The 26,668-nt window shown below is 65.9% G+C and carries 20 protein-coding genes and 1 rRNA gene; 16 read left to right on the plus strand and 5 right to left on the minus strand.

Going from position 1 to position 26,668, the window contains the following annotated elements; all coding sequences use genetic code 11:
- Positions 1-360 (plus strand): DUF2516 family protein, encoded by a 360-nt coding sequence (locus tag LQV16_RS04640; protein WP_229992759.1) that lies wholly within the window; start codon positions 1-3, stop codon positions 358-360.
- A gap of 104 nt (positions 361-464) precedes the next feature.
- Here the strand turns inward: LQV16_RS04640 and LQV16_RS04645 are convergent, their stop codons facing one another.
- On the minus strand, positions 465-1,313 hold the full coding sequence (locus tag LQV16_RS04645) for a class I SAM-dependent methyltransferase (RefSeq protein WP_229992760.1): 849 nt from the start codon (positions 1,311-1,313) through the stop codon (positions 465-467).
- 166 nt (positions 1,314-1,479) lie between these two features.
- On the opposite strand from LQV16_RS04645, the gene LQV16_RS04650 reads away from it, so the two are divergent.
- A complete protein-coding gene (locus LQV16_RS04650; protein WP_229992761.1) occupies positions 1,480-2,226 on the plus strand; it encodes a phosphoglyceromutase in 747 nt (248 codons plus the stop codon).
- Positions 2,227-2,359: 133 nt separating this feature from the next.
- Here the strand turns inward: LQV16_RS04650 and phoU are convergent, their stop codons facing one another.
- Positions 2,360-3,022 carry a phosphate signaling complex protein PhoU gene (phoU, locus tag LQV16_RS04655; protein WP_229992762.1) on the minus strand — a complete coding sequence of 221 codons (663 nt, stop codon included), beginning with the start codon at positions 3,020-3,022 and terminating at the stop codon, positions 2,360-2,362.
- 207 nt (positions 3,023-3,229) lie between these two features.
- Here phoU and LQV16_RS04660 point away from each other — a divergent pair, with 207 nt between their 5' ends.
- Both LQV16_RS04660 and LQV16_RS04665 read left to right on the plus strand, forming a co-directional pair.
- A complete protein-coding gene (locus LQV16_RS04660) occupies positions 3,230-4,462 on the plus strand; it encodes an ATP-binding protein (RefSeq protein WP_229992778.1) in 1,233 nt (410 codons plus the stop codon).
- Positions 4,459-5,139, plus strand: a complete 681-nt coding sequence (locus tag LQV16_RS04665; protein ID WP_090583992.1) for a response regulator transcription factor — start codon at positions 4,459-4,461, stop codon at positions 5,137-5,139. Before LQV16_RS04660 ends, LQV16_RS04665 begins: the two co-directional genes overlap by 4 nt.
- A 156-nt stretch (positions 5,140-5,295) precedes the next feature.
- On the opposite strand, the gene LQV16_RS04670 is transcribed toward LQV16_RS04665, so the two are convergent.
- Positions 5,296-5,865, minus strand: coding sequence for a hypothetical protein (locus LQV16_RS04670; RefSeq protein ID WP_229992779.1), 570 nt, complete (start codon positions 5,863-5,865; stop codon positions 5,296-5,298).
- 326 nt (positions 5,866-6,191) lie between these two features.
- Here LQV16_RS04670 and LQV16_RS04675 point away from each other — a divergent pair, with 326 nt between their 5' ends.
- The 6 genes from LQV16_RS04675 to rlmB all read left to right on the plus strand — a co-directional run bounded on the left by LQV16_RS04675 (position 6,192) and on the right by rlmB (position 11,388).
- Positions 6,192-6,674: a CarD family transcriptional regulator gene (locus LQV16_RS04675; protein ID WP_026266570.1), complete on the plus strand. Its 483-nt coding sequence runs from the start codon at positions 6,192-6,194 to the stop codon at positions 6,672-6,674.
- A 200-nt stretch (positions 6,675-6,874) separates the two neighbouring features.
- The gene (gene ispD, locus LQV16_RS04680; RefSeq protein WP_229992763.1) at positions 6,875-7,708 is read left to right on the plus strand and encodes a 2-C-methyl-D-erythritol 4-phosphate cytidylyltransferase; all 834 of its coding nucleotides are present in this window, start codon (positions 6,875-6,877) and stop codon (positions 7,706-7,708) included.
- Positions 7,705-8,211, plus strand: coding sequence for a 2-C-methyl-D-erythritol 2,4-cyclodiphosphate synthase (ispF, locus tag LQV16_RS04685; RefSeq protein ID WP_229992764.1), 507 nt, complete (start codon positions 7,705-7,707; stop codon positions 8,209-8,211). Before ispD ends, ispF begins: the two co-directional genes overlap by 4 nt.
- A 137-nt stretch (positions 8,212-8,348) precedes the next feature.
- Positions 8,349-8,699, plus strand: coding sequence for a hypothetical protein (locus LQV16_RS04690; protein ID WP_229992765.1), 351 nt, complete (start codon positions 8,349-8,351; stop codon positions 8,697-8,699).
- 107 nt (positions 8,700-8,806) lie between these two features.
- Positions 8,807-10,264, plus strand: coding sequence for a cysteine--tRNA ligase (cysS, locus tag LQV16_RS04695; RefSeq protein ID WP_229992766.1), 1,458 nt, complete (start codon positions 8,807-8,809; stop codon positions 10,262-10,264).
- A gap of 122 nt (positions 10,265-10,386) precedes the next feature.
- Positions 10,387-11,388 (plus strand): 23S rRNA (guanosine(2251)-2'-O)-methyltransferase RlmB, encoded by a 1,002-nt coding sequence (rlmB, locus tag LQV16_RS04700; RefSeq protein WP_229992767.1) that lies wholly within the window; start codon positions 10,387-10,389, stop codon positions 11,386-11,388.
- Positions 11,389-12,236: 848 nt separating this feature from the next.
- On the opposite strand, the gene LQV16_RS04705 is transcribed toward rlmB, so the two are convergent.
- On the minus strand, positions 12,237-13,040 hold the full coding sequence (locus tag LQV16_RS04705; protein ID WP_229992768.1) for a carbon-nitrogen hydrolase family protein: 804 nt from the start codon (positions 13,038-13,040) through the stop codon (positions 12,237-12,239).
- A gap of 115 nt (positions 13,041-13,155) precedes the next feature.
- Here LQV16_RS04705 and glgX point away from each other — a divergent pair, with 115 nt between their 5' ends.
- Together glgX and LQV16_RS04715 are read left to right on the plus strand one after the other, a co-directional pair.
- Positions 13,156-15,273, plus strand: coding sequence for a glycogen debranching protein GlgX (glgX, locus tag LQV16_RS04710; protein ID WP_229992769.1), 2,118 nt, complete (start codon positions 13,156-13,158; stop codon positions 15,271-15,273).
- Between the two features lie 22 nt (positions 15,274-15,295).
- A complete protein-coding gene (locus tag LQV16_RS04715) occupies positions 15,296-15,652 on the plus strand; it encodes a barstar family protein (protein ID WP_229992770.1) in 357 nt (118 codons plus the stop codon).
- Between the two features lie 34 nt (positions 15,653-15,686).
- On the opposite strand, the gene glgP is transcribed toward LQV16_RS04715, so the two are convergent.
- Positions 15,687-18,305, minus strand: coding sequence for an alpha-glucan family phosphorylase (gene glgP / locus LQV16_RS04720; RefSeq protein WP_229992771.1), 2,619 nt, complete (start codon positions 18,303-18,305; stop codon positions 15,687-15,689).
- Positions 18,306-18,456: 151 nt separating this feature from the next.
- Between glgP and LQV16_RS04725 the strand changes: the two genes are divergently transcribed.
- The 4 genes from LQV16_RS04725 to LQV16_RS04740 form a co-directional block, all read left to right on the plus strand.
- Positions 18,457-20,529: an alpha-1,4-glucan--maltose-1-phosphate maltosyltransferase gene (locus LQV16_RS04725; RefSeq protein ID WP_229992772.1), complete on the plus strand. Its 2,073-nt coding sequence runs from the start codon at positions 18,457-18,459 to the stop codon at positions 20,527-20,529.
- A 5-nt stretch (positions 20,530-20,534) separates the two neighbouring features.
- Complete coding sequence (gene treS, locus LQV16_RS04730; protein WP_229992773.1) at positions 20,535-22,331, plus strand: maltose alpha-D-glucosyltransferase; 1,797 nt, start codon at positions 20,535-20,537, stop codon at positions 22,329-22,331.
- Positions 22,332-22,334: 3 nt separating this feature from the next.
- Positions 22,335-26,057 carry a 1,4-alpha-glucan branching enzyme gene (locus LQV16_RS04735; protein WP_229992774.1) on the plus strand — a complete coding sequence of 1,241 codons (3,723 nt, stop codon included), beginning with the start codon at positions 22,335-22,337 and terminating at the stop codon, positions 26,055-26,057.
- Between the two features lie 501 nt (positions 26,058-26,558).
- Positions 26,559-26,668: ribosomal RNA gene (locus tag LQV16_RS04740) — 16S ribosomal RNA — on the plus strand; the annotation flags it as partial.

Raw genomic sequence — 26,668 nt, forward strand, 5'->3', positions numbered from 1 at the left:
GTGGACGGACGCATGCTGATTTACTTTGTCGAATCCGGGGTTTACCTGGTCCTTGCCGTAGTGGCCTTTGCCTTGGAGGCGTGGGCGTTTTTCGATTGCCTCCGGCACAAGGCCAATGCGTTCGAGGCCGTATCGAAGCGGACCAAGACCTTCTGGCTGGCCCTGACCGGCGGCGCGTTCGCCGTGGGCCTGTTCTCCCTGCTCTCGCAGCTGGGCAGCGGTGGCGGCGCCAGTTCGCTTGGCATTTTCGGCCTTGCGGCGGTGACGGCCGCGTCCGTGTACCTCGCCGATGTCCGCCCCGCGGTCAAGGACGCCGGCCGCGGCCGCGGCAGCAACATGGGCCCCTACGGCCCCTGGTGATCCCCACCAGCCCCCTCAGCTCGCAGGCTCGCTGAGGGAACCCTGCCGGCGTGGGCCCAGCACCAGCCCCCTCAGCTCGCAAGCTCGCTGAGATCCGGAACCGGCTAGCTTCCCGGGGCCACGGCTTCCCAGCTGACCGTTACTTCGCCCAGCCGCCAGCGGGACGGGCCGTCCTGGATGGGCCAGCCGGCGTCTAGCAGTGCACGGCACATTGCTGTGAAGCGCTGCCGGCTGCCGAACGACGCCAGCGGCGCCGCTTCCAGCCAGGCCTTGTCCATTGCCTGCAGGTAGGCGTGGATCTTCTCGCCGGGCACGTTGCGGTGGATCAGGGCCTTCGGCAGCCTTTCGGCGACGTCTGAGGGCAGCGCGAAAGCACCGAACCGCATGGACACGCTCAGGCTCAGCGGCCGCTCGACGTCGAGCGCCACCCAGGCCGCTCGGCGCCCGATTTCATCGCACGTGCCGTCGATGAACAGCCCGCCCGGAGCGAGACGGTCCTGCACCAGCTGCCAGATGCCGGCCACGTCGGCTTCCTCGTACTGCCGCAGCACGTTGAAGGCGCGGACCAACACGGGATTTCCGGTCACCGGCAGCTCGAAGCCGCCCAGCTGGAACATCAGGCCGGGCCGTTCAAGAGCTTGGGCCTGCCGGACACGCTCCGGTTCGATTTCGATCCCCACCATCTGCATGTCCGCGCGGACCCCCGCGAGGCGTTCGAAGAGTTCGACGGCGGTGGCCGGCGAGGCGCCGTAGCCGAGGTCGACGGCGAGGGGATGGGCCGCGGCGCGCAGCCGCCACGCCTGCGGCCCGGTCAGCCAGCGGTCCACCCGGCGCATCCGGTTGGGGTTCGTGGTGCCACGGGTCACGTTGCCCACGGGCCTGCCGCCGCGCGCGCCGCTTCTCGTTCCGCCCTGGTTCCGGGGGGACAGCACCCGTTCAGCCTTCTGCACCACCGCCCAAGCCTATCCTCCAACGCGGGGTCACTTGTGGCCATGGTGAGCCGCGGGATGGGCGCGAGGTGACCGTGCATTGCGGTGAGGGCGTGGTGAAACCCGGCCGTCAACCGCGCGGCGTGTAACGCACGGCACCGCCGCCGACCGCTCGGCTAGGATGAAAACCATGACTTACAAGCTGATTCTGCTGCGCCACGGCCACAGCGACTGGAATGCCAAGAACCTCTTCACCGGCTGGGTGGACGTTGACCTCAACGACCAGGGCCGTGCCGAGGCCGTGCGCGGCGGCGAGCTGCTCGTGGAGAACAACATCCTCCCCGACATCCTCTACACCTCACGGTTGAAGCGGGCCATCAACACGGCGAACATGGCACTGGAAAAGGCCGACCGCGGCTGGATCGACGTCAAGCGTGACTGGCGGCTCAACGAGCGCCACTACGGCGCACTGCAGGGCAAAGACAAGGCCCAGACCCTCGCCGAATTCGGCGAGGAGCAGTTCATGCTGTGGCGCCGGTCCTACGACACCCCGCCGCCGCCCCTGGCCGACGATTCCGAGTTCTCCCAGGTGGGGGACCCGCGCTACGCGGACCTCGGCGACGCCGTCCCGCGCACCGAATGCCTCAAGGATGTCCTGATCCGGCTCATGCCGTACTGGGAATCGGACATCAAGGAAGACCTCAGGGCTGGGAAGACCGTCCTGGTCACTGCCCACGGCAACTCGCTCCGCGCCCTCGTCAAGCACCTTGACGGGATCAGCGACGAGGACATCGCCGCACTGAACATCCCCACCGGCATCCCGCTGGTCTACGAACTGGATGAGGACTTCAAGCCGCTGAACCCGGGCGGCACCTACCTCGACCCCGAGGCCGCCGCCGAGGCCATCAAGGCAGTTGCCAACCAAGGCAAGAAGTAGGCGGTTCCCGCCCCGAACGGCGCCAAGCGCAAAGGATACAAACAACGGCGTCCGGCCACCCCCAAGGTGACCGGACGCCGTCGTTGTGTCAGCGCAGTTGCCCCAGCGCGGTTGTGTCAGCGCGGGGCCGGCGTCAGATGTGTTCGATGCTGTTCGGCTGCCACGCGCCGGTGACGAGGTACGTGACCTTCTGGGCAACCGAGACGCCGTGGTCGGCGAAGCGCTCAAAGTAGCGGCTGGCCAGGGCAACGTCCACCGTCGTGGCCGGCGACTCCTGCCAGTCGCTGCGCGCGATCGCCTTGAAAACGCTCAGGTGAAGGTCGTTGACCTCGCTGTTGGCCTTCATGATTTCCCGGGCCACGCCGAGGTCGCGGGTTGCCAGCAGTTCCGTGAGCTTCTGGGCGATCAGCAGGTCCAGTTCCGCGAAGCTCTTGAAAGTCTCCCGCAGCTGATCCGGAACCACTGACTCCGGGTAGCGCAGACGCGCCAGCTGGGCCAGGTGGCGGGCGAGGTCGCCCATGCGCTCCAGCGAGGCGCTCATCCGGAGCGAACCAACCAGCATGCGCAGATCGCTCGCCACCGGACCCTGGAGGGCAAGGATGTCGATGGCGCGCTCGTCGAGGCTGTTCTGCAGGAAGTCGATGCGGGCATCGGCGGCAATCACGTCCTCGGCGAGGTCGATATCGGCGCCCTCGAAAGCTGTCGTGGCCTTGTCGATGGCCTCTGTGACCAACGCTGAGATCTCGACGAGCTGTTCCCTTACCTGGGCGAGCTCCTCCTGAAAAACCTTACGCACGTGTGCGTCCTTTCCTCGGAAATATTGCCTGCAGTCGAAGCGGCGGGCCTATTTCGGTTCACCTACCGGCGCTCCAACTGTCAACTCTTTCAGTATCCGGTGAACTGTTACGCCCCAATAGGTGAACGTTAGCTGAACCGGCGCCCGAATCGCAGGAGATTTCGGTTTCGGTCGTGTGGCAGAGCATAAGCTGGAGCCGTGGATCCAATGCTCATCGGCGTGATCGCCGGCCTGATCGGCCTCTCGTTTGGCATGTTCGGCGTACTCGCGTTCCGGGTGAGTGAGCAGCAGCGGCACATTGTGGACGTCGACGTCGACGACCCCTCGCTGCCCGAGGGTGCCGCGGAGGTGCTCGCCGTCCTCGGCCGCGCTTTCGTGGTGGTTGACGCGATCGACGGCGTGGTCCGCGCCAGCCCGGCCGCATACGCCTATGGCTTGGTCCGCGGGCACACCGTGGTGCACCAGCAGTTGCTGGAGATGACGGCCAAGGTGCGGCGGGACGGTGTCATCCTCGAAAAGCAGCTGGAGCTGCCGCGCGGCCCGCTCGGACAGGGAACGATCGTGGTCCAGGTCCGGGCCGCCGTCATCACGGAGGAATACATCCTCCTGCTGGCCGATGACCGGACGGAATTCACCCGCACGGAGGAAGTCCGCAACGACTTTGTCGCGAATGTCTCCCACGAACTGAAGACACCGGTCGGGGCGATCTCGCTCCTGGCCGAGGCGCTCGAGTCGTCCGCCGACGACCCCGAGGCGGTCAAGCGGTTCGCCAAGCGCATGCATAAGGAATCGACCCGGCTTGCGGCCCTGGTCCAGGACATCATCGAACTCTCCCGGCTCCAGGGCGCCAACGTCGCGCAGCAGGGCCGCCCGGTGGACATCAACACTGTGGTCAGTGAGGCCGTGGACCGCTCCCAGCTGCCGGCCGAGAGCAAGAACATCCAGCTGGTGGTCGGCGGGCACGCCGACGCCATGGTCTACGGCGACCAGGACCTCCTCGTCACCGCCCTGCGCAACCTGATCGACAACGCCATCCGCTACTCGCCGGAGAACACCAAGGTGGGTGTGGGCATCCGGGCCAAGGACGGCCTCGTGGCGGTCTCGGTGACGGATCAGGGCGACGGGCTCAGCGCCGAGGACCAGGAGCGCGTCTTCGAGCGCTTCTACCGCGTGGACGCTGCCCGCTCCCGGCAGACCGGAGGCACGGGGCTTGGCCTGAGCATCGTCAAGCACGTCATTTCCAACCACGGCGGCGAGGTGACCCTGTGGTCCCAGCTCGGCCAGGGTTCCACGTTCACCATTCGACTTCCCGAGATGGAAGGGCAGGACGACGGCGACGCCTCTGATGCGGGCAAGCCCGCGGCCCACACCTCCAGCCGGGACCCCAGACCGCAACGACGTGACGCCGCCGGCGTCCATGAGCAAGGAGCTACCGCTTGAGCCGGATTCTGATTGTCGAGGACGAGGAGTCCTTCAGCGACCCCCTGTCCTATCTGTTGGGTAAAGAAGGGTTCGAAGTCGAGGTGGTGGACAACGGACTGGACGCCATCACCGAATTCGACCGCAACGGCGCCGATCTCGTACTCCTGGACCTGCAGCTGCCGGGCCAGTCCGGCACGGAGGTCTGCCGCCAACTCCGGCAGCGCTCCGGTGTGCCCGTGATCATGCTGACGGCCAAGGACTCGGAAATCGACAAGGTGGTGGGGCTGGAACTGGGTGCCGACGACTACGTCACCAAGCCCTACTCCTCGCGGGAACTCGTGGCCCGGGTCCGTGCCGTCCTGCGGCGCCAGAGCGAGCCGGAGGAACTCGTCTCCAGCACGGTGCAGGCCGGTCCTGTCCGGATGGACATTGAACGCCATGTGGTGAGCGTCGGGGGCGAGCAGATCGCCTTGCCGCTCAAAGAGTTCGAGCTGCTGGAAATGCTGCTGCGGAACTCCGGCCGGGTCCTGACCCGCGGTCAGCTGATCGACAGGGTCTGGGGCTCCGATTATGTGGGGGACACCAAGACCCTTGACGTCCACGTCAAGCGGCTGCGCAGCAAGATCGAGCCGGATGCCTCCGCGCCGCGGTACCTGATCACGGTCCGCGGGCTGGGTTACAAGTTCGAGCCCTAAAGCCGGACGAAGCTGCCCGGCGGCCCGGCCGGGCAGCTGGAAGTCCACGCAGCGGGACGTCGACGCAGTTGGACGTCCCGGGCAGCAAGTCCAGGGACATGCAAAAGGAGGGGCACCGGCAGGTGCCCCTCCTTTTGCATAGGTCCAGCCGCTGGGCTAGTGGCCGGCGGTGCTGCTCGGCGTCGGCGTGGCCGTCTCGGTCGAGGTTGCCGTCTCGGACGACGATGCCGTGCTGGCGGCGGTGGGCTCCGGCGTCGGCAGGTACGTCTTGTAGTCGACGATCGTCCCGTCCAGGACCGGAACCTTGAACATGGCGTCCTTGTTGGTGCCGTCCTCGGAGATGGTGACTTCCGCCATCGCGCCCGGCTTGGCTCCGGAGGTGCTCAGGATCGCGGCGTCCGTGGAATCGTTGAGCATGGTGTAGGAATTCTGCTTGACCGGAACCTGGGTCTGCGAGCCCTCCGCACCCTTAATGGTCAGCACCACGTCGTTGGAGGACGTGTTGTACACGGCGCCGATCACGCGGCCCGGTTTGTCCTCGCCATCGGAGATGATGATGAAGTTGCGCAGCTGCAGCGCACCGAGATCAGTCCGGGTTCCGTCCGAGGCCGAGTACTGCGCCGTGGTCTGCTGGGCGTTGAGGTAGCCGCAGCCGGTCAGGGACAGCAGGCCGATGCCAAGTGCCGCCGTTGCCATTGCCAGCTTGCCGCGCTGGCCCCGGTTCATCGCAGTGAAACGCACGTCACGCACTCCTTGAGAGTCTTGAAACATTATTCAGCCATAGCCTAGCCGCAATCGGCCTCAAACAAGGATTCGGCGCCTACACACAAGCGCGGGTAGCCGTGCGTCTCCGGCGACGAGACCCGGCTTGGCGGGGGCCGGAAACCTCTTGGCAGTTAAGGCTGCAGGCACTATTATCCGCATTCGTCAAGGGGTTTGAGGGGGTGGATTGCGGCCATTTTCCCCGGATTCATGCGGTTTCCGGCACGTTTAGATGCCAGTTGTATGCCTTAATCGTGATAAACTGGTCTGCGGGAAAGGGGAATGTCCACATGGTTTTTGAGGTCGGCGAGACAGTAGTTTACCCTCACCACGGTGCAGCGAAAATTGAAGAAATCAAGATGCGCACCGTCAAGGGCGAAGAGAAGATGTATCTCAAGCTCAAGGTGGCTCAGGGTGATCTGACCATTGAAGTTCCAGCAGAAAACGTTGACCTGGTTGGGGTTCGGGACGTAGTGGGCAAAGAAGGCTTGGAGCATGTGTTCGATGTGCTGCGGGCCGAGTTCACTGAAGAACCCACCAACTGGTCGCGTCGTTACAAGGCAAACCTGGAAAAGCTTGCTTCCGGTGACGTCATCAAGGTAGCCGAGGTCGTTCGCGACCTCTGGCGCCGTGATCACGACCGGGGTCTCTCCGCAGGAGAGAAGCGCATGCTGGCCAAGGCCCGCCAGATCCTGATTTCGGAACTGGCACTGGCTGAAAAGACTGATGAAGAGAAGGCTGCAAGCGTTCTCGACGAGGTCCTGGCTTCCTAACACAGGGCCGGCCCCAGCAGGGCCGGCGCAGATAAGAATCGAACCCCGGTGGCGTAAGGCCGCCGGGGCTTCTTTTTGCCCTTTTTCAGCCGCCGCCCCTCGGTTGCGCTATCAGTTGTGGCTGCCCTGGGTGCCCCGGAACAGCCACAAGTGCTAGCGCAACGGGATGCTCCGAGGCGCGGGGACGTAGTCTTGTGCCCATGGATACTGCACCGACGAAAACGTCACCGGCCGGTCCCGCCACTGCGGTCATTGTGGTGGCCGCCGGCTCCGGCCAGCGCCTGGGCTACGGCATGCCGAAAGCTAAAGTGCCTCTCGGCGGGGACAGCATCCTCACCCACGCCCTGCGCGGCGTGGCAGCCGCGGGGATCGCGCAGCAGATCTGCATTGCGATCCCCCCGGGAGACACCGAGCTGCGGGCGCTGTGCGAGGCCTTCACGCAAGAGCTTGCGGCCGGGCAGGTGCGCACCGCGGAGTCCCCTTACGGCGTCCAGGTTCCGGTCGTGACTGTCGTCGACGGCGGTGCGAACCGCGCCGATTCGGTCCGTGCCGCGATGGCGGCCCTGCTGCCTGGTACCGAATCAGTCCTGGTCCACGACGCCGCCCGGGCACTGGCTCCGGAGGCGGTCTTCCACCGGGTGGCAGCGGCGCTTGGCGCCGGCGCCTCGGCCGTCATTCCGGTGATACCGGTTGTCGACACGGTCAAGACCGTCGAACCGACCACCGGCGACGGCGCCGCGGTGGCCCCCGAACTGGTCACCGGGACAGCGCCCCGGGAGTCGCTCCGCGCCGTGCAGACGCCGCAGGGATTCGCCTTCGCCACCCTTAAGCGCGCCCACGAGGCTGCCGCCGGGTTCGACGCCGGCCAGGCGGCCCTCGTCACGGACGACGCGATGCTCGTGGAGCTCATCGGCGTCCCCGTCCACGCCGTTCGCGGCGCCAGCCAATCCCTGAAGATCACCACGCCCCTGGACCTGATCCTGGCCGAAGGCCTCCTCGAAGGCCCCTTGGGCGCGCGCTGGGTGGAGGGATGAGCATGTCCACCAATGCGCCGCTGATCCCCAGGACCGGGATCGGGATCGACGTCCATGCCTTCGCCGCCGAAGACAAGCCCCAGCCGTTGTGGCTCGGCGGCCTCTTCTGGGAGGGGGAGCGGGGACTGTCCGGCCATTCCGACGGTGACCCCGTGGCGCACGCCGCGGCCGACGCGCTCTTCTCGGCCTGCGGGATCGGGGACCTGGGCACGCATTTCGGTACGGACCGGCCCGAATATGCCGGGGCGTCCGGCGTGACCCTGCTGGCCGAGGCCGCCAGGATTGTTCGCGCCCACGGATTCGAAATCGGCAATATCGCCGTCCAGTTCGTGGCCAACCGGCCCAAATTCGGCCCGCGGCGGGAGGAATCCCAGCGTGTCCTCAGCGACGCTGCCGCAGCGCCGGTCAGCGTCACCGCCACCACGAGCGACGGACTCGGATTCACCGGCCGGGGCGAGGGGATCTCGGCCGTCGCAACAGCGCTCGTCTATCCGGCCAGCTAACCACCGCAGGTTAGTCACAGGAAGTTAAACACCGCAGGCCAGCCACTGCAGGGTTAAACGCTCCCAGCCCCGGTCCCCTAGGCTTGAGGGTGAAGACCAAGCCTGACCGCCAGTTCCAAACAGCCAGGAGACCTGCCGTGAAAAAGCTGCTGACCGCCGTCGTACTCGTGGCAGGGACCATGCTGAGCGGCTGTGCCGGCTCGACGGCGACGCCCAGCCCCACGCCAAAGATGAGTGTCGAGGAAAGCTGCAAGTTCCTCAACACCGATACCTTCGTGCCTACCGGGAACGCGAAGGAGCAGGCCGGGCAGATTGGCCAGCACTACCAGGAAGTTGCGGACAAGGTGGCGCCGGAAGTGGGCGCCCCCATCCAACAGATGGCCGAGATCATGAAGCAGGTCGCGGCAAGCCCCACGGGAACCAAGACCGACGAACAGACCGCCCAGCTCACGGAGCAGATCAACAAGATCGGGCAATACTGCAAGTAGGTTGCCGGAGCGGTGGTTCCAGATTCCCGGTCGCCAGCAAAGCGTCAGTAACGCCGCCAGCAATGCCGCCGGTAAGGCCGCGGAGCGCCATCGGCTAATCTGGAGCGGTGACCCTGCGCTTTTACGACACTGCATCCGCCGAAGTCCGCGACTTCGTCCCCCTGGTACCTGGCCACGTGAGCCTGTACTACTGCGGAGCCACCGTGCAGGGCATGCCGCATGTCGGCCACATCCGCTCAGCCATCGCGTTCGACCAGCTGACCCGCTGGCTGCAGTACCGCGGCTTCCGCGTGACGGCGGTCCGCAACGTCACCGACATCGACGACAAGATCCTCGCCAAGTCCGCCGCGTCCTTCGGCCCCGATTTTGAGGACGAGCCCGGAGCCCAGCGCAACGAGGAATGGTGGGCCCTCGCCTACCGCTACGAGCAGGAATTCCTCAAGGCCTACGACACCCTGGGCGTCTCCCGTCCCACCTATGAGCCCCGCGCCACCGGCCACATCCCGGAAATGCATGCCCTCATCCAGCAGCTGATCGACCGCGGCCACGCCTACCCGGCCCTCGACGACTCCGGCGACGTCTACTTCGACGTGCGTTCCTGGTCCAAGTACGGCACCCTGACGCGCCAAAAACTCGACGACATGCAGGGTGCCGCGGACGCCGACCCGCGCGGTAAGCGGGACCCGCGCGACTTCGCGCTGTGGAAGGGCTACAAGGACGGGGAGCCGACGACGGCGAGCTGGTCCTCCCCGTGGGGCCCCGGCCGCCCGGGCTGGCACCTCGAATGCTCCGCGATGGTCACCAAGTACCTCGGCACCGAGTTCGACATCCACGGTGGCGGACTGGACCTGCGCTTCCCGCACCACGAAAACGAAATGGCACAATCCCAGGCGGCCGGCCACGGCTTCGCCAACTTCTGGATGCACAACGGCATGGTCACCTACGCCGGCGAAAAGATGTCCAAGTCCATCGGCAACACCGTCAGCCCGGCCGAAATGCTCGAACTCGCCCCGCCGCGGGTTGTCCGGTACTACCTCGGGCAGGCGCAGTACCGCTCCGTGCTGGACTACCAGCCGACCTCCCTGCAGGAAGCCGCCGCCGCCGTCGAACGCATTGACGGGTTCATCAGCCGCGCACTTCGGAGCGCGACGACGCACGACGGCGCCGTCGGCTTCTTCAGCTACGGCACAGTTCCGGATGCCTTCGCGGCCGCCATGGACGATGACCTCAACGTGCCGCAGGCCCTCGCCGTCCTGCACGACACCGTCCGCGCCGGCAACACCGCGCTCACCGAAGGAGACCTCGACGCCGCGGGGCAGGCACTCGCCAGCGTCACCGCCATGGTGGACGTTCTCGGCCTCAACGCCACCGCGACACCGGCCGCCGACGAACAGGCCAACACCGCCCTTGGCGTTCTGGTCGAGGCGCAGCTGACGGCGCGGGCCCACGCCCGGGCGGCCAAGGACTGGGCCGCCTCGGACGCCATCCGCGATACGCTCGCCGCCGCCGGCGTCGTCGTCGAGGACGGCCCGGACGGGGCGAGCTGGAGCCTCAAGCGCGGCTGATCCTCGTTGACGGCGGCCGGAGAAGTGGGCCGTCGTCGTCCCTTCCGGTCGAGGATTTTACTCGAGTCAGTAGACTGGAGGTCAGACTTATCAACGAATCGCGTATTTAAAGGGTGAAACTCATGGCCAACAACGGTCGCCGCTCGGTCAAATTGAAGAAGGGCCCCTCCGTCGGAACCGGCGGTCACGGCCGCAAGGCACTTGAGGGCAAGGGCCCCACGCCGAAGGCGGAGGACCGCCCCTACCACAAGGCGTTCAAGAACAAGCAGCTCTCGGAACGCTCCGAAGCCAAGCGCGCCAGCGGAAGCCGCACCACCAGCGCCGCCGCCCGCACCGGCCGCTCCGGACCCAAGGGCCGCGCCACGGAAGAGGTCGTCACCGGCCGCAACTCCGTGGTCGAAGCCCTGCGTGCCGGCATCCCGGCCAAGGCCCTGCACGTCGCCGTCCGCATCGAAATGGACGACCGCGTCAAGGAATCCCTGAAGCTCGCCGCCGAACGCGGCATCCCGCTGATGGAAACCGGCAAGCCCGAGCTCGACCGCATGACCGACGACGCCATCCACCAGGGCCTCGTGCTGCAGATCCCGCCGTACGAATACCAGGACGCATACGAGCTCGCCGAAGAGACGATCGAGGCCTGGAAGAAGGGCCACGTAGCCAACGCCCCGCTCTTCGTTGCCCTCGACGGCATCACCGATCCCCGCAACCTCGGCGCGATCATCCGCTCCGTCTCGGCCTTCAGCGGCCACGGCGTCATCGTCCCGGAACGCCGCTCCGTGGGTGTCACGGCCTCGGCCTGGAAGACCAGCGCCGGCGCGGCCGTCCGCGTCCCCGTCGCACGCGCGGCCAACCTGAACAACACGCTCAAGGCCTTCAAGAACATGGGCATCTACGTCCTGGGTCTCGACGGCGACGGCGACGTCTCGCTGCCCGAGCTCGCCCTGGCAACCGAACCGGTGTGCATTGTCGTTGGTTCCGAGGGCAAGGGCCTGAGCCGCCTGGTCCGCGAAAACTGCGACCAGATCGTCTCCATCCCGATCGACTCCGCCATGGAATCACTCAACGCCTCCATGGCAGTCGGCATCTCCCTCTACGAAATCTCCCGCCAGCGCGCCGCAAAGTAATCAGCGTTAGCTCGGTATCGGGCCCGCCGCAGCGCTCGTTGCGGTTGGGTCCGCCGTAACCGGAGTCGTGGCTGGGTCCGCCGCAACCAAAGTTTTGCCGTCGCTTAGCGGTCAGCCCCTTCCCAAACTTCGCAAGCTCAGTTCGGGGCCCTCGGGGCTGTCCTTCCTCCCTGCACCTCGTGCGGCCGCTGGCGGCCTTACGCGGTTCCGGTCGGCGATGCGCTCCTTAGCAAAACTCCGGTTCCGGCGATGAGCCTCGCTCACCTTTCGTCGTAAAACGTCAAACGCTGCCTCACGTTTCGTCGTAGGTCGGCCAACGCTCCCTCACTTCTTGAACTGCTCCCCGGAAGTTGGACTGAGATATTCAGTTCCAGCTTCTGGGGAGCAGTTCATCTCGTGAGGGAGCAGTTGCCTTTAATGCTCAGAATCGGGGTTCTCCTCGGTTCTGATGTTCCTCCGAAGTACATCGACGCAGGACGCACGTTCCTTCCTGCGACGCGCATTTCCCTCTGCGACGCGCTGATCTCTTCCCGCGACCCGAATACCCCTAGCACCAGGGCGTTTGCGCGTCGCCAGGCTGAATAGGCCGCGGAAGTCGTTGTGAATACCGAAGTGCTAGACGCGGGTTGGGCTGAATTCGAGCGGGCAGCGGTGTCTTGCTAAGGAGCGCATCGCCGACCAGAGCCGAATGAAGCCGGCCGCGGCCGAAGTAGGCGGCGGGAGGAAGGGGGCTGACCCCTAAGCGACGGCAGGGCGCCGTTGCCTGCGGAGGTGACCACGGGAAAGGCGCCGGTGACCGCGGGACGTAACCACGGAAGACCTGACCACGGCGAACCGTAGCCGAGTTCTTAGAACTTGTGGCGGTTGACTAGGACCGGGAGTTTGGTTCGGGCTTCCTTGACGGTGGCGGTGTCGAGGTCGGCGAACAGCAGGCCCGGGGCGCCGTCGAGCTCTTGCAGGATGTCGCCCATGGGGGAGACCACCACGGAGTGCCCGACGCCGGTGGGGGCGGAACCCTTGACCGGGTGACCGACGCTGGCGGGGTCGCCCTGGCCGCAGGCGAGGACCAGAGTGGTGGAGTCCAGGGCGCGGGCGCGGGCCAGGAGCTTCCACTGATCGGCCTTGCCGGGGCCCGAACCCCAGGAGGCGCACACAATGTTGACGTCGGCGCCGCGATCTGCGTTTTCCGTGAACAGGTCCGGGAAGCGGACGTCGTAGCACGTGGCGAGGCCGAAGGTCACGCCGTCGAGCTCGAACGTGACGGGGGCGGTGCCAGCGTCAACCGTGTCCGATTCGGCGAAACCGAAGGCATCGAACAGGTGGATTTTGTCGTAGCTGGCCTCGAGGCCGGGGCCGGTGACCAGCAGGGTGTTGCGCACCTTGGAGCCGTGACCGGCCGTGCCCGGGGTGAACATCCCGGCGACGATCACGATGCCGAGTTCCGCGGCGAGGGCGCGCACGCGTGCAGCCCATGGGCCGTCCAGAGGCTCGGCGATATCCAGGAGCGAATTGCCGAAGGCCCGCATGGTGGCTTCGGGGAACACCACCAGGTCCGCGCCGCCGGCCTTGGCCTGGCGCGTGTAGGCGTCCACGAGGGCCAGGTTCGCGGCCAGATCGCGGCCGGTGATGATTTGGGCTAATGCAACGCGCACAATTACCTCCAACTCGGCGCTCCATTACAGTATGCAGTGCGGCGGTCCGTACACTGCAAAACGTCATGAAAACGAAAACGGGGGCCATTTGTCCGGCCCGGCTAAGCTTTAAGCAATGGTTATGTCTTACATAGATACAGCTTCCACCGTAGACGCTTCGCGGGCGTTTCCGCTGGGGATCAGCATTCCGCACACCGGCTCACCGGCAGTGGACGATCCCCGGGGTGAGTTCGCCAACGTGGCCGTCTACGCGCCCGGCGTGACCACCCTGGAGATCGCGTATCAGGCGCCCGGGGGTACCTGGCAGGTAAAGACCCTGCCCAATTACACCGACGGCGTCCACCACGGCATTGTGGAGGGCATTCCCGCCGGTTCGCGCTACGGTTTCCGGTCCTCCCCGGAACACGAGGCCCTGCCGCTGTCCATGCCCGCCACCGATTTTGATGCCGTCGGCGAGCAGCCGCTGTTGATGGACCCTTACGGGCGGGCCGTCGACGAACGTGAGGGCCTGATCACCAGTGTCCGGGTCGGCAGCGACTTTGACTGGGGCCTGGACCGCAGCCCCCGCGTCCCGTGGCGCAACACCATCGTCTACGAGGCCCACGTCCGCGGCCAGACGAAGCTTCACCCGGATATTCCGGAGGAATTGCAGGGGACCTACGCCGGGATGGCCCACCCGGCCATGATCGAGCACCTGATCTCGCTGGGCGTCACGGCGATCCAGCTCCTGCCCGTCCATTTCCACGTGGATGAGCCGCACCTGCAGCAGCTCGGGCTGACGAACTACTGGGGCTACAACACGGCCGCCTTTTTCGCACCGCACCCCGGCTACGCCACCGAGGCCGCCCAGGCCGCCGGCGCCCATGCGGTCCAGGACGAGTTCAAGGGCATGGTCAAGCTGCTGCATGCCGCCGGGCTCGAGGTCATCCTCGACGTCGTGTACAACCACACCGCCGAGGGCGGCACGGACGGTCCCACCCTGAGCTTCCGCGGCCTGGGCGAGATGCAGTACTACCGCAACGACGGCCACGGCAAGTATGTCGACACCACGGGCTGCGGCAACAGCCTGAACTTCGGCGAACCCCGCGTGGTGCAGCTCGTGCTGGATTCCCTGCGCTACTGGGTGAGCGAGTTCCACATCGATGGCTTCCGCTTTGACCTTGCCGTCACGCTTTGCCGCAACAGCGCCAACGAATTCGATCCGCGGCACCCCTTCCTCGTCGCGGTGGGCGCCGATCCTGTCCTGTCCGGCGTGAAGTTGATTTCCGAACCCTGGGACGTTGGCTACGGCGGCTGGCAGACCGGCCGGTTTCCGGCAGGATGGGTGGACTGGAACGACCATTTCCGCGACGCCGTCCGCAGCTTTTGGCTGGCTGACCGCGCCGCGATCGACGGCGGCGGCAGCGGCGGGCCGGTGGCCCGCCTCGCGGACGCTCTCTCGGGTTCGGCCCGGCTGTTCGAGTCTTCGGGCCGGTCCCGGCTTGCCTCGCTGAACCTGGTCACGGCCCACGATGGCTTCACCCTGGCCGATCTGACGGCGTACGACCGCAAGCACAACGAGGCCAACGGTGAGCAGAACCGGGACGGCCACGGCGACAACCGTAGCTACAACCACGGCTTCGAGGGCCCCACGGAAGACGGCGACATCCTCGCCCGGCGCGCCCAAAGCCGGCGGAACCTGATGGCCTGCCTGATGATTTCCCAGGGCGTGCCCATGATCACCGCCGGGGACGAGATCTGCCGGACCCAGCAGGGCAACAACAACGCCTACTGCCAGGACAACGCCCTCACCTGGATCGACTGGACCAGCACCACCGAATCCCACGCGATGCTGCGCACCACCAAGCGCGTCATCCGGCTTCGCAAGGAGTTCCTGGCCAGCCAGCCGCATGATTATCCGGCGCGTGACAACCAGTCCTACTTCCACTGGTTCGATGTGGACGGCAAGCCCATGTCAGCCGACACGTGGCATGACCCCGGCCACCGCGTAATCCAGCTCCTGCTCGGCTCCGACGACGGGCACATCGACGGCCTCGTGGTGGTCAACGGCGGCGCCGACGACGTCAAGGTCACGTTGCCGCCACAGCTCAGTAACGAGGACGGCACCGGACACCGGCTCTTCGAGCTTCGCGTGACCACTTCCGAACTCCATGACCGGCGTCAGGGCGCCCGAGTTGCCTCCGGTGAGCGGGACCTCGTCCAGGCCAACACCATCAATATTTACCGCACCTAATTATTTCGAGATTAAGGACCCCATGAAGATTTACTCGGCTGAGACCTGGACCATCGAAGAACTCACGGCGCAAATCGACGACGCCGGCCGCCGCGCCCTGGTGGTCCCGGCCGCCGATACCAAGCAGGCGGTCCTGGACACGTTCGGCGAGCTCCTGGACGTCCCGGACGACTATGGCACGGACCTGGATGCCCTGCACGATTCGCTGCACGACGTCGCGGATGCCGTGACGGACGACGGCGAGGCCCCCGTCACCTTTATCTGGCAGGTGCCTGCCGCCCTCCGAGCGGACCGCTCCTTCGCCGTCATCTGCGAAACGCTGCAGGACGCCGAAGGCTACGCCGGCAAGAGCCTGGACGTCATCGCCGTCTGCCTCTAGCCGACATCAGGCCTTGACGATCAGGCGCTGACGATCAGGCGTTGACGATCAGGCCAAGTTCCGCTTTGGACGCCAGCGCCTCATTCTTGGGGAGCACGCGCACGGTGTAGCCGAAGGACCCCGAACGGTCGATCACCAGCGTGCCGCTGAAGAGGTGCCGGCCCTTGCCGAGGTCTTCGGCGGCCTTCAGCTCCGCGACCGTGATGTCCGTCAGCTCGTCCGTGTCCTCGGCCCGGCCGTAGGCCACTTCAACATAGACGTCGTCCGGGGAGAGCTCACGCAGGGCCACGTACGCATTGACCTGCAGCAGGTCGCCGATCTGCGGGTCCTCGGAGACCCCCACCGAGTCGACGTGTTCCACCTGGATCTGCGGCCAGGCGGCCCGGATCCGAGAGGTCCACGCCGCCAGCGCCTTGGCCTGGGCGTAGCTATCGGCCACCGCGCGGCGTCCTGCGATCGCGGCGGGCCGGTACAGCACGTTGACGTAGTCCCGGAGCATCCGTTCCGCGGAAACCGCCGGGCCAAGGTGGGACATGGTGTGCTTGATCATGGAGACCCAGTGGGTGGGAACCTTCTGCGGGCCGGGCTGGGACGGTCCCGCGGCTCCGGCCGCGTCGGACACGGTCAGCCCGTAGAACCGCGGTGCCACCTGCGTCTCGAGCAGCTCGTACAGTGCCGCCGCCTCGATGTCGTCACGTTCTTCCGGGGAAGCGTCGTTGTTGGCGGTCGGGATCGCCCAGCCGTTCTCGCCGTCGTACATCTCGTCCCACCAGCCGTCCATGACCGAGAGGTTCAGCGAACCGTTCAGGGCAGCCTTCATGCCGGACGTTCCACAAGCCTCCAGGGGGCGCAGCGGGTTGTTCAGCCACACATCACAGCCGGGGAACAGCGTCCGGGCCATGGCGATGTCGTAGTTGGGCAGGAACGCGATCCGGTGCCGCACAGCGGGATCGTCGGTGAACCGGACGAGGTCCTGGATCATCTTCTTGCCGGCGTCGTCGGCCGGATGCGACTTCCCGGCGATGACCAGCTGGATTGGGTGCGTCTTGTGCAGCAGCAGCGCCTTGAGCCGTTCGGGGTCGCGCAGCATCAGGGTCAGCCGCTTGTAGGTCGGCACGCGGCGGGCAAAGCCAATGGTCAGGACGTCCGGGTCCAGGACGGAGTCCGTCCACGCCAGCTCGGCGTCGGCCGCGCCGCGCTTCTTCCAGGCGGCCCGGAGCCGGCGGCGTACATCATCCACCAACGAGACCCGCATCTCGCGCCGCAATGCCCAGAGATCCTCGTCGGTGACGTTGTAGGCCAGGTCCCAACGGCCCTGCGCCTCCGCTTCGGTGCCGAACTGGTCCCGCGCCAACGCGGAGATCCGGGGGTCCACCCAGGTGGGGACGTGCACGCCGTTAGTGACGGACGTGATGGGGATTTCGGAGTGGTCGAAGCCCGGCCAGAGGGCGGAGAACATTCCGCGGGAGACTACGCCGTGCAGTTTGGCCACACCGTTGGCCCGCTGGGCCAGCCGCAGTCCCATGACGGCCATGTTGAACACGAACGGGTTGCCGTCGGCGAAGTCCTCACGGCCCAGATCCAGGATCTTTGCGACCGGGACGTCCGGGGCGAGTCCGGCTTCGAAGAAGTGCTGGATCTGGGAGATCTCGAAACGGTCGATGCCCGCCGGGACCGGCGTGTGGGTGGTGAACACCGTGGACGCCCGCCCGGCGGCCAGGGCTTCCTCCCAGCTGAGCGGCTCCGGGCCGGACATCAATTCCTGGATCCGCTCGACGCCGAGGAACCCGGCGTGGCCTTCGTTGGTGTGGAAGACCTCCGGCGCGGGGACGCCCGTGAGCCGCTGGAACTCGCGCAGCGCCTTGACCCCGCCCATGCCCAGCAGGAGTTCCTGCTGCAGCCGGTGGTCACCGCCGCCGCCGTACAGGCGGTCGGTGATGCCGCGGGCGGATTCGTCATTGCCCGGAACGTTGGAATCCAGCAGCAGCAGCGGAACGCGTCCGACGTCGGCCCGCCACACGTGCGCCAGCAGGCGCCGGCCGTTGGGGAGGGGAAGGGAAATCTGGATCGGTTTGCCGTTGCCGTCCGGGGCGGCCTCGCGCAGGAGCGTCAGGGGGAGCCCGTCCGGGTCGAGGACCGGGTAAGTTTCCTGCTGCCAGGCGTCCCGGGACAGCGACTGCTTGAAGTAGCCGGCCTGGTACAGGAGGCCGACGCCGATCAGCGGCACGCCAAGATCCGAGGCCGCTTTCAGGTGGTCTCCGGCCAGGATGCCAAGGCCGCCAGAGTACTGCGGCAGGACCTCGGTGATGCCGAATTCGGGCGAGAAGTAGGCGATGCACGCCGGTGCGCCGTCGCCCAGGCTCTGGTACCAGCGCGGCTGTTCCAGGTACTGGTCGAGGTCGTCGGCTGCGGCATGAACACGCTGCACAACGTCCTGGTCCGCAGCGAGGCGCTGCAGCTCTTCCCGGCTTACCAGGCCGAGAAAAGTCACCGGGTCGTGGGCGCTCTCCGCCCAGATCCCGGGATTGAGCCCCTCAAAAAGCTCCCGGGTGGGCCGATGCCAAGACCACCGGAGATTGGTGGCGAGCCGGGCCAGCGGCCGGATCGACTCCGGGAGAACGGTTCGGACAGTAAATCTGCGGATTGCCTTCACCTGCGAAACACTAACGGACAAGTCGTTGCCCCGGAACCGCTTTAAGATTCTTTCCTGTAAATGACGAATATCGGTCCGACCAGAACCGGAAACCTCCGGAAAACGTTCGAGGGCTTAGCATTCTGGCCGTTTTGTAGATAACGTCGAGGCTGTGACGAATAACTCGCGAACCAGCGCCGTGTCCAAGCAAAAGCCCAAGGCCCTGATCACGGATGGCCTTCGATTTGGCCGCTTTCCGATCACCGCCGTGCAGCCTTCGGTGGACGGCGGAAAGTTCCCCGCCAAAGCCGTCGAGGGCCAAACCATTGTCGTGGGAGCCACCGCGTTCCGGGAGGGACACGACCAGCTCGGCGTCAGCGCCGTCCTGCTCGACCCCCGCGGCAAAGAGCGGCAGCGGGTCCGCCTCGCCCCGCCGCGCGGACCGCGCGGAATGGGCACGGACCGCTGGGAAGGCCTCCTGACCCCGCCCGCCACCGGCAACTGGTCCTTCGTCATCGAGACCTGGCACGACCGCTACGGCACCTGGCACCACAACGCCGAGGTCAAGGTGGAGGCCGGCATCGACGTCGAGCTCATGCTGGCCGAAGGTGCCGCACTGCTGGCGGAGGCCTCCGAGGACGCCTCGCGCCCCTCCGGTGACCGCCGGACGCTGCGGATGGCCGTCGTCGTCCTCTCCGATACTTCCCGGACACCCGAGGAGCGCCTCGCCGCCGGCTTCGGCGCCGACGTGGCTGCCGTCGTCGAACGCCAGCCCATCCGTGAATTTGTGACGGTTTCCGAGCCCTACCCGCTGCTGGTGGAGCGAACGCTTGCCGGGTCCGGCGCCTGGTACGAATTCTTTCCGCGTTCCGAAGGTGCCGTGCGCAACCACGAAACGGGGGAATGGACCTCCGGTAACTTCCGCACCGCCGCGCAGCGCCTCGACGCCGTCGCCGCCATGGGTTTTGACATCATCTACATGCCGCCGATCCACCCGATCGGTGTCCAGCACCGCAAGGGACCGAACAACACCCTGATCGCCGGGCCGCATGATCCCGGTTCGCCGTGGGCCATCGGGTCCCATGAGGGCGGCCACGACGCCATCCACCCGGATCTGGGCACCTTCGAGGACTTCGACGCCTTTGTGGCGCGGGCCGGCGAACTGGGACTGGAAGTGGCCTTGGACCTGGCGCTGCAAGCTGCGCCGGACCACCCGTGGGTGCAAAGCCATCCGGAATGGTTCACCACGCGCGTCGATGGGACTATTGCCTACGCAGAGAATCCGCCGAAGAAATACCAGGACATTTTCCCGCTGAATTTCGACAACGACCCCGCCGGGCTGTCCAACGAAATTCTCCGGATCGTCATGCTCTGGGTCAGCCACGGCGTCAAGGTTTTCCGGGTGGACAATCCGCACACCAAACCCGTGTGGTTCTGGGAATGGCTGATTGGAAAGGTCAATAAGAAGCACCCCGACGTCGTCTTCCTGGCCGAGGCATTCACCCGCCCGGCCATGATGCACGCTCTTGGCCGGGCAGGCTTCCAGCAGTCCTACACGTATTTCACCTGGCGGAACACCAAGGAAGAACTGGAGAAGTACTTCCAGGAGGTCAGCCACGAATCGGCGGCCTACTTCCGGCCGAACTTCTTCGTCAACACCCCGGACATCCTCACCGAATACCTGCAGTTCGGCGGCCCGGCGGCCTTCAAGATCCGTGCCGCCCTGGCCGCGACGGCAAGCCCCATCTGGGGCGTGTACGCCGGCTTTGAGCTCTACGAACACGTGGCACGTCCCGGCGCCGAGGAGTACATCGACAACGAGAAGTTTGAGTACAAGTCCCGCGACTGGGACGCGGCGGCCGAATCCGGGCGCACCCTGGCCCCGTACCTGACCCGGCTCAACGCGATCCGCCACGCGCACCCGGCCCTGGGAGATCTGCAGAACCTGACGGTGCACCAGAGCTCGGACAGCTCCACCGTGGTGTACTCCAAGCACAAGACCCTCCCTGACGGGACCAAGGACACCCTGATCATCGTCGTCAACGTGGACCCGCACAGCACCCGGGAGAGCACCGTATCCCTGGACCTGCCAGCGCTGGAACTGGATCCGGAGAACTTCACGCACAACGGCCGTTTCATGGTTGATGACCTGCTGACCGGCGAGAGTTGGGAATGGGGGGAATACAACTACGTCCGCCTGGACCCGCACGTCGAGCCCGTTCACGTTCTTAGCATCCGGAGGTAGTGCCAGTGAGTTTCAGCCCGCAGAACCCCAGCCAGCACTTCAGCCCGAGGGGGAGCTTTGAACTGAACGCTCCAGGGCTCCAGCATGATCCCCTCTGGTACCGCAAGGCGGTCTTCTACGAGGTGCTCGTCCGGGGCTTCGCCGACGGAAACGGAGACGGCTCGGGCGATTTCCACGGCCTGATCGACAAACTGGACTACCTGCAGTGGCTGGGCGTGGACTGCCTCTGGCTCCCGCCGTTCTTCCAGTCACCGCTGCGCGACGGCGGCTACGACATCTCGGACTACAACTCCGTGTTGGACGAGTTCGGCACCATCAGCGACTTCAAGCGGCTAGTGGCGGAGGCGCACGCCCGCGGCGTCCGGGTGATCATCGACCTTCCGCTGAACCACACCTCCGACCAGCACCCCTGGTTCCAGGAGTCGCGCAAGGACCCCGACGGTCCCTTTGGCGACTTCTACGTCTGGAGCGATACGGACGAGAAGTATGAAGACGCCCGCATCATCTTCGTGGACACGGAGGAATCCAACTGGACCTTCGACCCCATCCGCCGGCAGTTCTTCTGGCACCGGTTCTTCAGCCACCAGCCCGACCTCAACTTCGAGAACCCCAAAGTCATTGACGCGCTCTTCGACGTCGTGCGGTTCTGGCTGGACCAGGGCATCGACGGCTTCCGGGCCGACGCCATTCCGTACCTGTTCGAGGAGGAAGGCACCAACTGCGAGAACCTGCCCCAAACCCACGAATTCCTGCGCCAGCTGCGCCGGATGGTCGATGAAAGCTACCCGGGCCGGGTAATCATTGCCGAGGCCAACCAGCCGCCCGCCGAGGTGGTGGAGTACTTCGGCACCGAAGAGGAACCGGAGTGCCACATGGCGTTCCACTTCCCGATCATGCCGCGCCTCTACTACGCGCTGCGTGACCAGAAGGCGGCCCCCATCATCGAGACGATGAAGGACACCCCTGACATCCCCGAAGGCGCCCAGTGGGGCACGTTCCTGCGCAACCACGACGAACTGACGCTGGAAATGGTCACCTCCGACGAGCGCGCCGCGATGCTCGGCTGGTACGCGCCGGATCCGCGCATGCGCGCCAACATCGGCATCCGACGCCGGCTGGCCCCGCTGCTGGACAACTCCCGCTCCGAAATCGAGCTCATCAACGCCCTGCTGCTGTCCCTGCCGGGCAGCCCGTTCCTGTACTACGGGGACGAGATCGGGATGGGGGACAACATCTGGCTCGAGGACCGCGACGCCGTCCGCACCCCGATGCAATGGAACCCCGACCGAAACGCCGGGTTCTCCGGTGCGGACCCCGGCAAGCTGTACCTGCCAGTGATCCAGTCGCTGGTCTACAACTACAGCATGGCGAACGTGGAAGCCGAGGCCGCCCATTCGGGGTCACTGCTGCGCTGGACCCGGCAGATCCTGAGCGTCCGCAAGAACCACCCCGCCTTCGGACTCGGCGCATTCAAGCACGTGGAGGCTGACCACGACGTCGTCCTCGCTTACCTGCGTGAACTCCCGGAAGGCAACGCTGCAGGCGCGGACGCCGAGACCATCCTTTGTGCCTTCAACCTCTCCCAACACCCTGTGGCGACCACGCTGCGCGTGCCCAGCTTCGCCGGCAGGGGCCTCCGGGACGTCTTCGGCGGCCAGGCGTTCCCGGCCATCGGCGAGGACGGAGCGCTGACGCTGACCTTGGGCAGCCACGATTTCTTCTGGTTGCGGATCCGTTCCGCCGCCTCCAACCCGGCATCCCCGTTCACGCAGGCGATGCCTATCCTGTCCATCGAGGGTTGAAAAATGACTCGACCGAACCTTGCCCCGGCCTTGAGCGGACTGCTCGGCGCCTGGCTGCCGCGCCAGCGATGGTTCCCCGTCAAGACTGCCGAGTTCACCTTCGAGCCTGCGGGCGGCCTGCGCCTTGAGACCGCCACGGGCGAGGGTACCCCCGGCGGGGCAGAATTTGAGGTGTTGCTGGTTGCGGTGTCCTACCCCACACCCGGTGGCAGCCGGACCGACATCGTCCAAGTGCCGCTGAGTTTCCGGCCAGAGCCCCTGCCGGGTGCAGAGCGCGCGCTGATCGGCGAACTTCCTGGCACGCGCACGGATGCCGCCCACCGGTGGGTCTACGACGGCGTCCATGACGCCTCCTTCGTCGCCGCCTGGCTGGAGCTCATGCGCCATGGCGGGAGTACCCCGTCGGGGAACGCCACCGGCCACCTGGTGGACTCCGGCTACCGCCTGCCGTTCGCAACGGGCAACGTAAAGGTGCTCGCCGGCGAGCAGTCGAACAGTTCGGTAATAGTCGACGACGACGACGGCGGCACAGTCGCCATTGTGAAGTTCTTCCGCGTGCTGTCCGAAGGCCAGAACCCCGAGGTTGAAATCGGTGCGGCGCTGACGGCAGGGCGCACCGAGGAGGTCCCGGCAACCCTTGGCTGGGTAACCGGCGAGTGGGAGACTCCGGCCGCTGCACTCGGGGCGGAGCCGTCCGAAGCCGCCCGTCCTGCCCGCGGCGAGCTCGCTGTGGCGCACGAATTCCTCGCCGGCGGACTCGATGCCTGGCGGCTCGCCGTGGATGCGGCCAGCCGGGGGATCGGGTTCGCTGCCGAAGCCCACGCTCTGGGCGCGGCGACGGCCACCGTGCACAGGAGGCTCGCCGAGGCACTAGGCACAGCCGCCGAATCTGCGCCGGGGCAGGACATCGCTCCGGGAGTAGCCCAGCGCGTCCGCCAGTCCTGGGCTCAGGCGTCCAACGCCGTCGGGCCGTACGAAGAAGCGCTGGACGGTCTCCTCGGCCGGCTCGAAGGCGCCAGCGCCGGGCCGCTCCAGCGTATCCACGGCGACCTCCACCTCGGGCAGATCCTGCAGGTCCCGGGCAGTACCGTCCCGGGCGAGCCCGGGGCGCCGCGCTGGGCCATCCTCGACTTCGAGGGCGAACCTCTGCGCCCCATCTCCGAACGCAGCTTCCCCGACGTCCCACTTCGCGACGTCGTGGGCATGCTGCGGTCCTTCGACTACGCCGCCGGTGCCGCGGTCCGCGAAAATCCCGGTGCCGTGGTGCCGGGGACCTGGGTGGACGACTGCGCTGAGGCCTTCCTGGCCGGCTACGCCGAAGTAATCCCAGGCAGCATCGACCGCGACTCGCCGCTCTTTGTGGCGCTGTGGCTCGACAAAGCCCTCTATGAAGTCATCTACGAACTAAGGAACAGGCCGGACTGGCTCCCCATTCCGGTGAATGCATCGCGTCGTCTCCTCGGCAGTACAGGTTCCGGCGTCGCCGCCGAAACCGCATCGGAAGGTATAAAAATGACAGGATCAGCACGTATCGATCGGCCCGGCGCACCACTGCCCGTGGACGTTGAGACCTTGGCGAGGGTCGCGACCGGCGAACACCATGCGCCCCACTCGGTCCTTGGTGCCCACCTTGATGACCACGGCCACGTCACGATCCGGACCGTGAAGCACCTTGCGGAAGCCGTCTCCGTCGTGACCTCGGCAGACACGGTGCCCATGACGCACGAAGCGGACGGCGTGTGGGTGGCAGTGATGCAACCGATCGAGCGCGGCCACGTGCCGGACTACCGCCTCGAGGTGACGTACAAGGACCACGAACCGCAGGTCATGGACGATCCCTATCGCTACCTGCCGACCATCGGCGAAGTGGACCTGCACCTGATCGGTGAGGGCCGGCACGAGCGCCTGTGGGATGTTCTCGGCGCGCATGTCCAGCACTACAAGTCCTCGCTGGGCGACGTCGACGGCGTGTCCTTCGCCGTCTGGGCCCCGAACGCCCAGGCAGTGCGCGTCAAGGGTGACTTCAACGGCTGGGACGGCCGGGAACACTCCATGCGCTCGCTGGGTTCCAGCGGCGTCTGGGAGCTCTTCATCCCAGGCGTTGTAGCAGGGGCGTGCTACAAGTTTGAAATCAGGACCCGGCACGGATACTGGGTGGAGAAAGCGGACCCGCTGGCCTTCGGGACCGAAATCCCGCCCCTGACGGCTTCCCGCGTGGTGGAGCCCTCCTACGTCTTCAAGGATGCCGAGTGGATGCAGGCCCGCACCGAGCGCGATCCCCACAACTCGCCCATGAGCGTCTACGAGGTCCACCTTGGCTCGTGGCGAATGGGGCTGGGCTACCGCGAACTTGCCAAGGAACTCGTGGAGTACGTCAAATGGCTCGGCTTCACCCACGTGGAATTCATGCCTGTGGCCGAGCACCCCTTCGGCGGCTCCTGGGGGTACCAGGTCACCTCCTACTTCGCGCCGACCTCGCGCTTTGGGCACCCGGACGAATTCCGGCACCTCGTCGATGAACTCCACCAGGCCGGCATCGGCGTCCTCCTTGACTGGGTTCCGGCACACTTCCCCAAGGACGAGTGGGCCCTGGCCCGGTTCGACGGCGAACCCCTGTACGAGCACGCCGATCCGAACCTCGGCGAACACCCGGACTGGGGAACGCTGATCTTCGATTTCGGCCGCACGGAGGTGCGCAACTTCCTGGTGGCCAACGCGCTGTACTGGCTCGAAGAGTTCCACATCGACGGGCTGCGCGTGGATGCCGTCGCCTCCATGCTGTACCTCGACTACTCGCGCGAAGAGGGGCAATGGCAGCCCAACCGCTTTGGCGGCCGCGAAAACCTTGAGGCGATCTCCTTCCTCCAGGAGGTCAACGCCACGGTCTACAAGACCCACCCTGGTGCCGTCATGATCGCCGAGGAATCCACCGCATTCCCCGGTGTCACCGCACCCACGAGCGGCGGCGGCCTGGGCTTCGGCCTCAAATGGAACATGGGCTGGATGCATGACTCGCTCCAGTACATGGCCGAGGACCCGTACAACCGCAGGTGGCACCACGGCACCATCACTTTCTCGATGGTCTATGCCTTCTCGGAAAACTTCCTCCTGCCGATCAGCCATGACGAAGTGGTGCACGGCAAGGGCTCCATGCTGCGCAAAATGCCAGGGGACCGGTGGCAGCAGTTGGCCAACCTGCGCGCGTTCCTGGGCTATCAGTGGGCCCACCCGGGCAAGCAGCTGATCTTCATGGGCACCGAATTCGGCCAGGAAGCGGAGTGGTCGGAGCAGTACGGCCTGGACTGGTATCTCGCCGACATCCCGGCACACAACGGCATGCAGCTGCTGACCAAGGACCTCAACGAGCTGTACCGTTCCACGCCGGCCCTGTACCAGCAGGACAACCAGCCCGAGGGCTTCCAGTGGATCAACGGGGGAGACTCGGACCGGAACGTGCTGACGTTCATCCGCCGCGATGCGGACGGCAACCCGCTGGTCTGCGCCGTGAACTTCTCCGGCGGCCCGCACACGGACTACATCCTGGGCGTCCCGGCGGCCGGCGAATGGCAGGAAGTGCTCAACACCGACGCCGCCAGCTATGGCGGTTCCGGGGTGGAGAACACCGGAACCCTGACTGCTACGAAGGACGGCCTCGACGGACAGCCGGCCGCGCTGGTCGTGACCTTGCCTCCGCTCGGGGCGGCGTACTTCAAGCCGCTGGGTTAGGCGCACTCGGGTTAGGGCGCACCGCCCGGACAATCTTCCGGGCGGGCGGCGATGAGGAGCTCCTGTGAGAGGCCCGGAATCCCCGTGATTCCGGGCTTTTCTGCACCGTCTTTCAGGTCGCTTTGTCAGCAGAGCCAAGTGGTGGTAGAGTTTACTTCCGCGCTGCTCCCCGGAGTTGAACGGCCACCAAGACCCAGAAGCCTATGGCAAGACTGAGTTTGGATCGCCGATTTGACTAGGGTGAAGCGGCCGGGTAAGTTTGAAAAGTTGCTCCGGAGCGATCCTCGACCGAAATGTGGTTGTGGTGGTGCCGGGTGTGTCTGTTGTTTGAGAACTCAATAGTGTGCCAAGTTTGTTGATACCAATTTATTGTATATGGATTGGTTGAATTGACTGGATTGCGCCACCCCGTGGTGTGGTCTGGTTTTTACAGCTGGTTTCAAATTTTGTGCAGTGCGTGCATCCCGTTTTCCCGGGGGCGCGTGTTGTGTCTGTTTTACTTCAACGGAGAGTTTGATCCTGGCTCAGGATGAACGCTGGCGGCGTGCTTAACACATGCAAGTCGAACGATGACCCGGTGCTTGCACCGGTGATTAGTGGCGAACGGGTGA

It is taken from the genome of Arthrobacter sp. Bi26 (assembly GCF_918697925.1).
GTDB lineage: Bacteria > Actinomycetota > Actinomycetes > Actinomycetales > Micrococcaceae > Arthrobacter.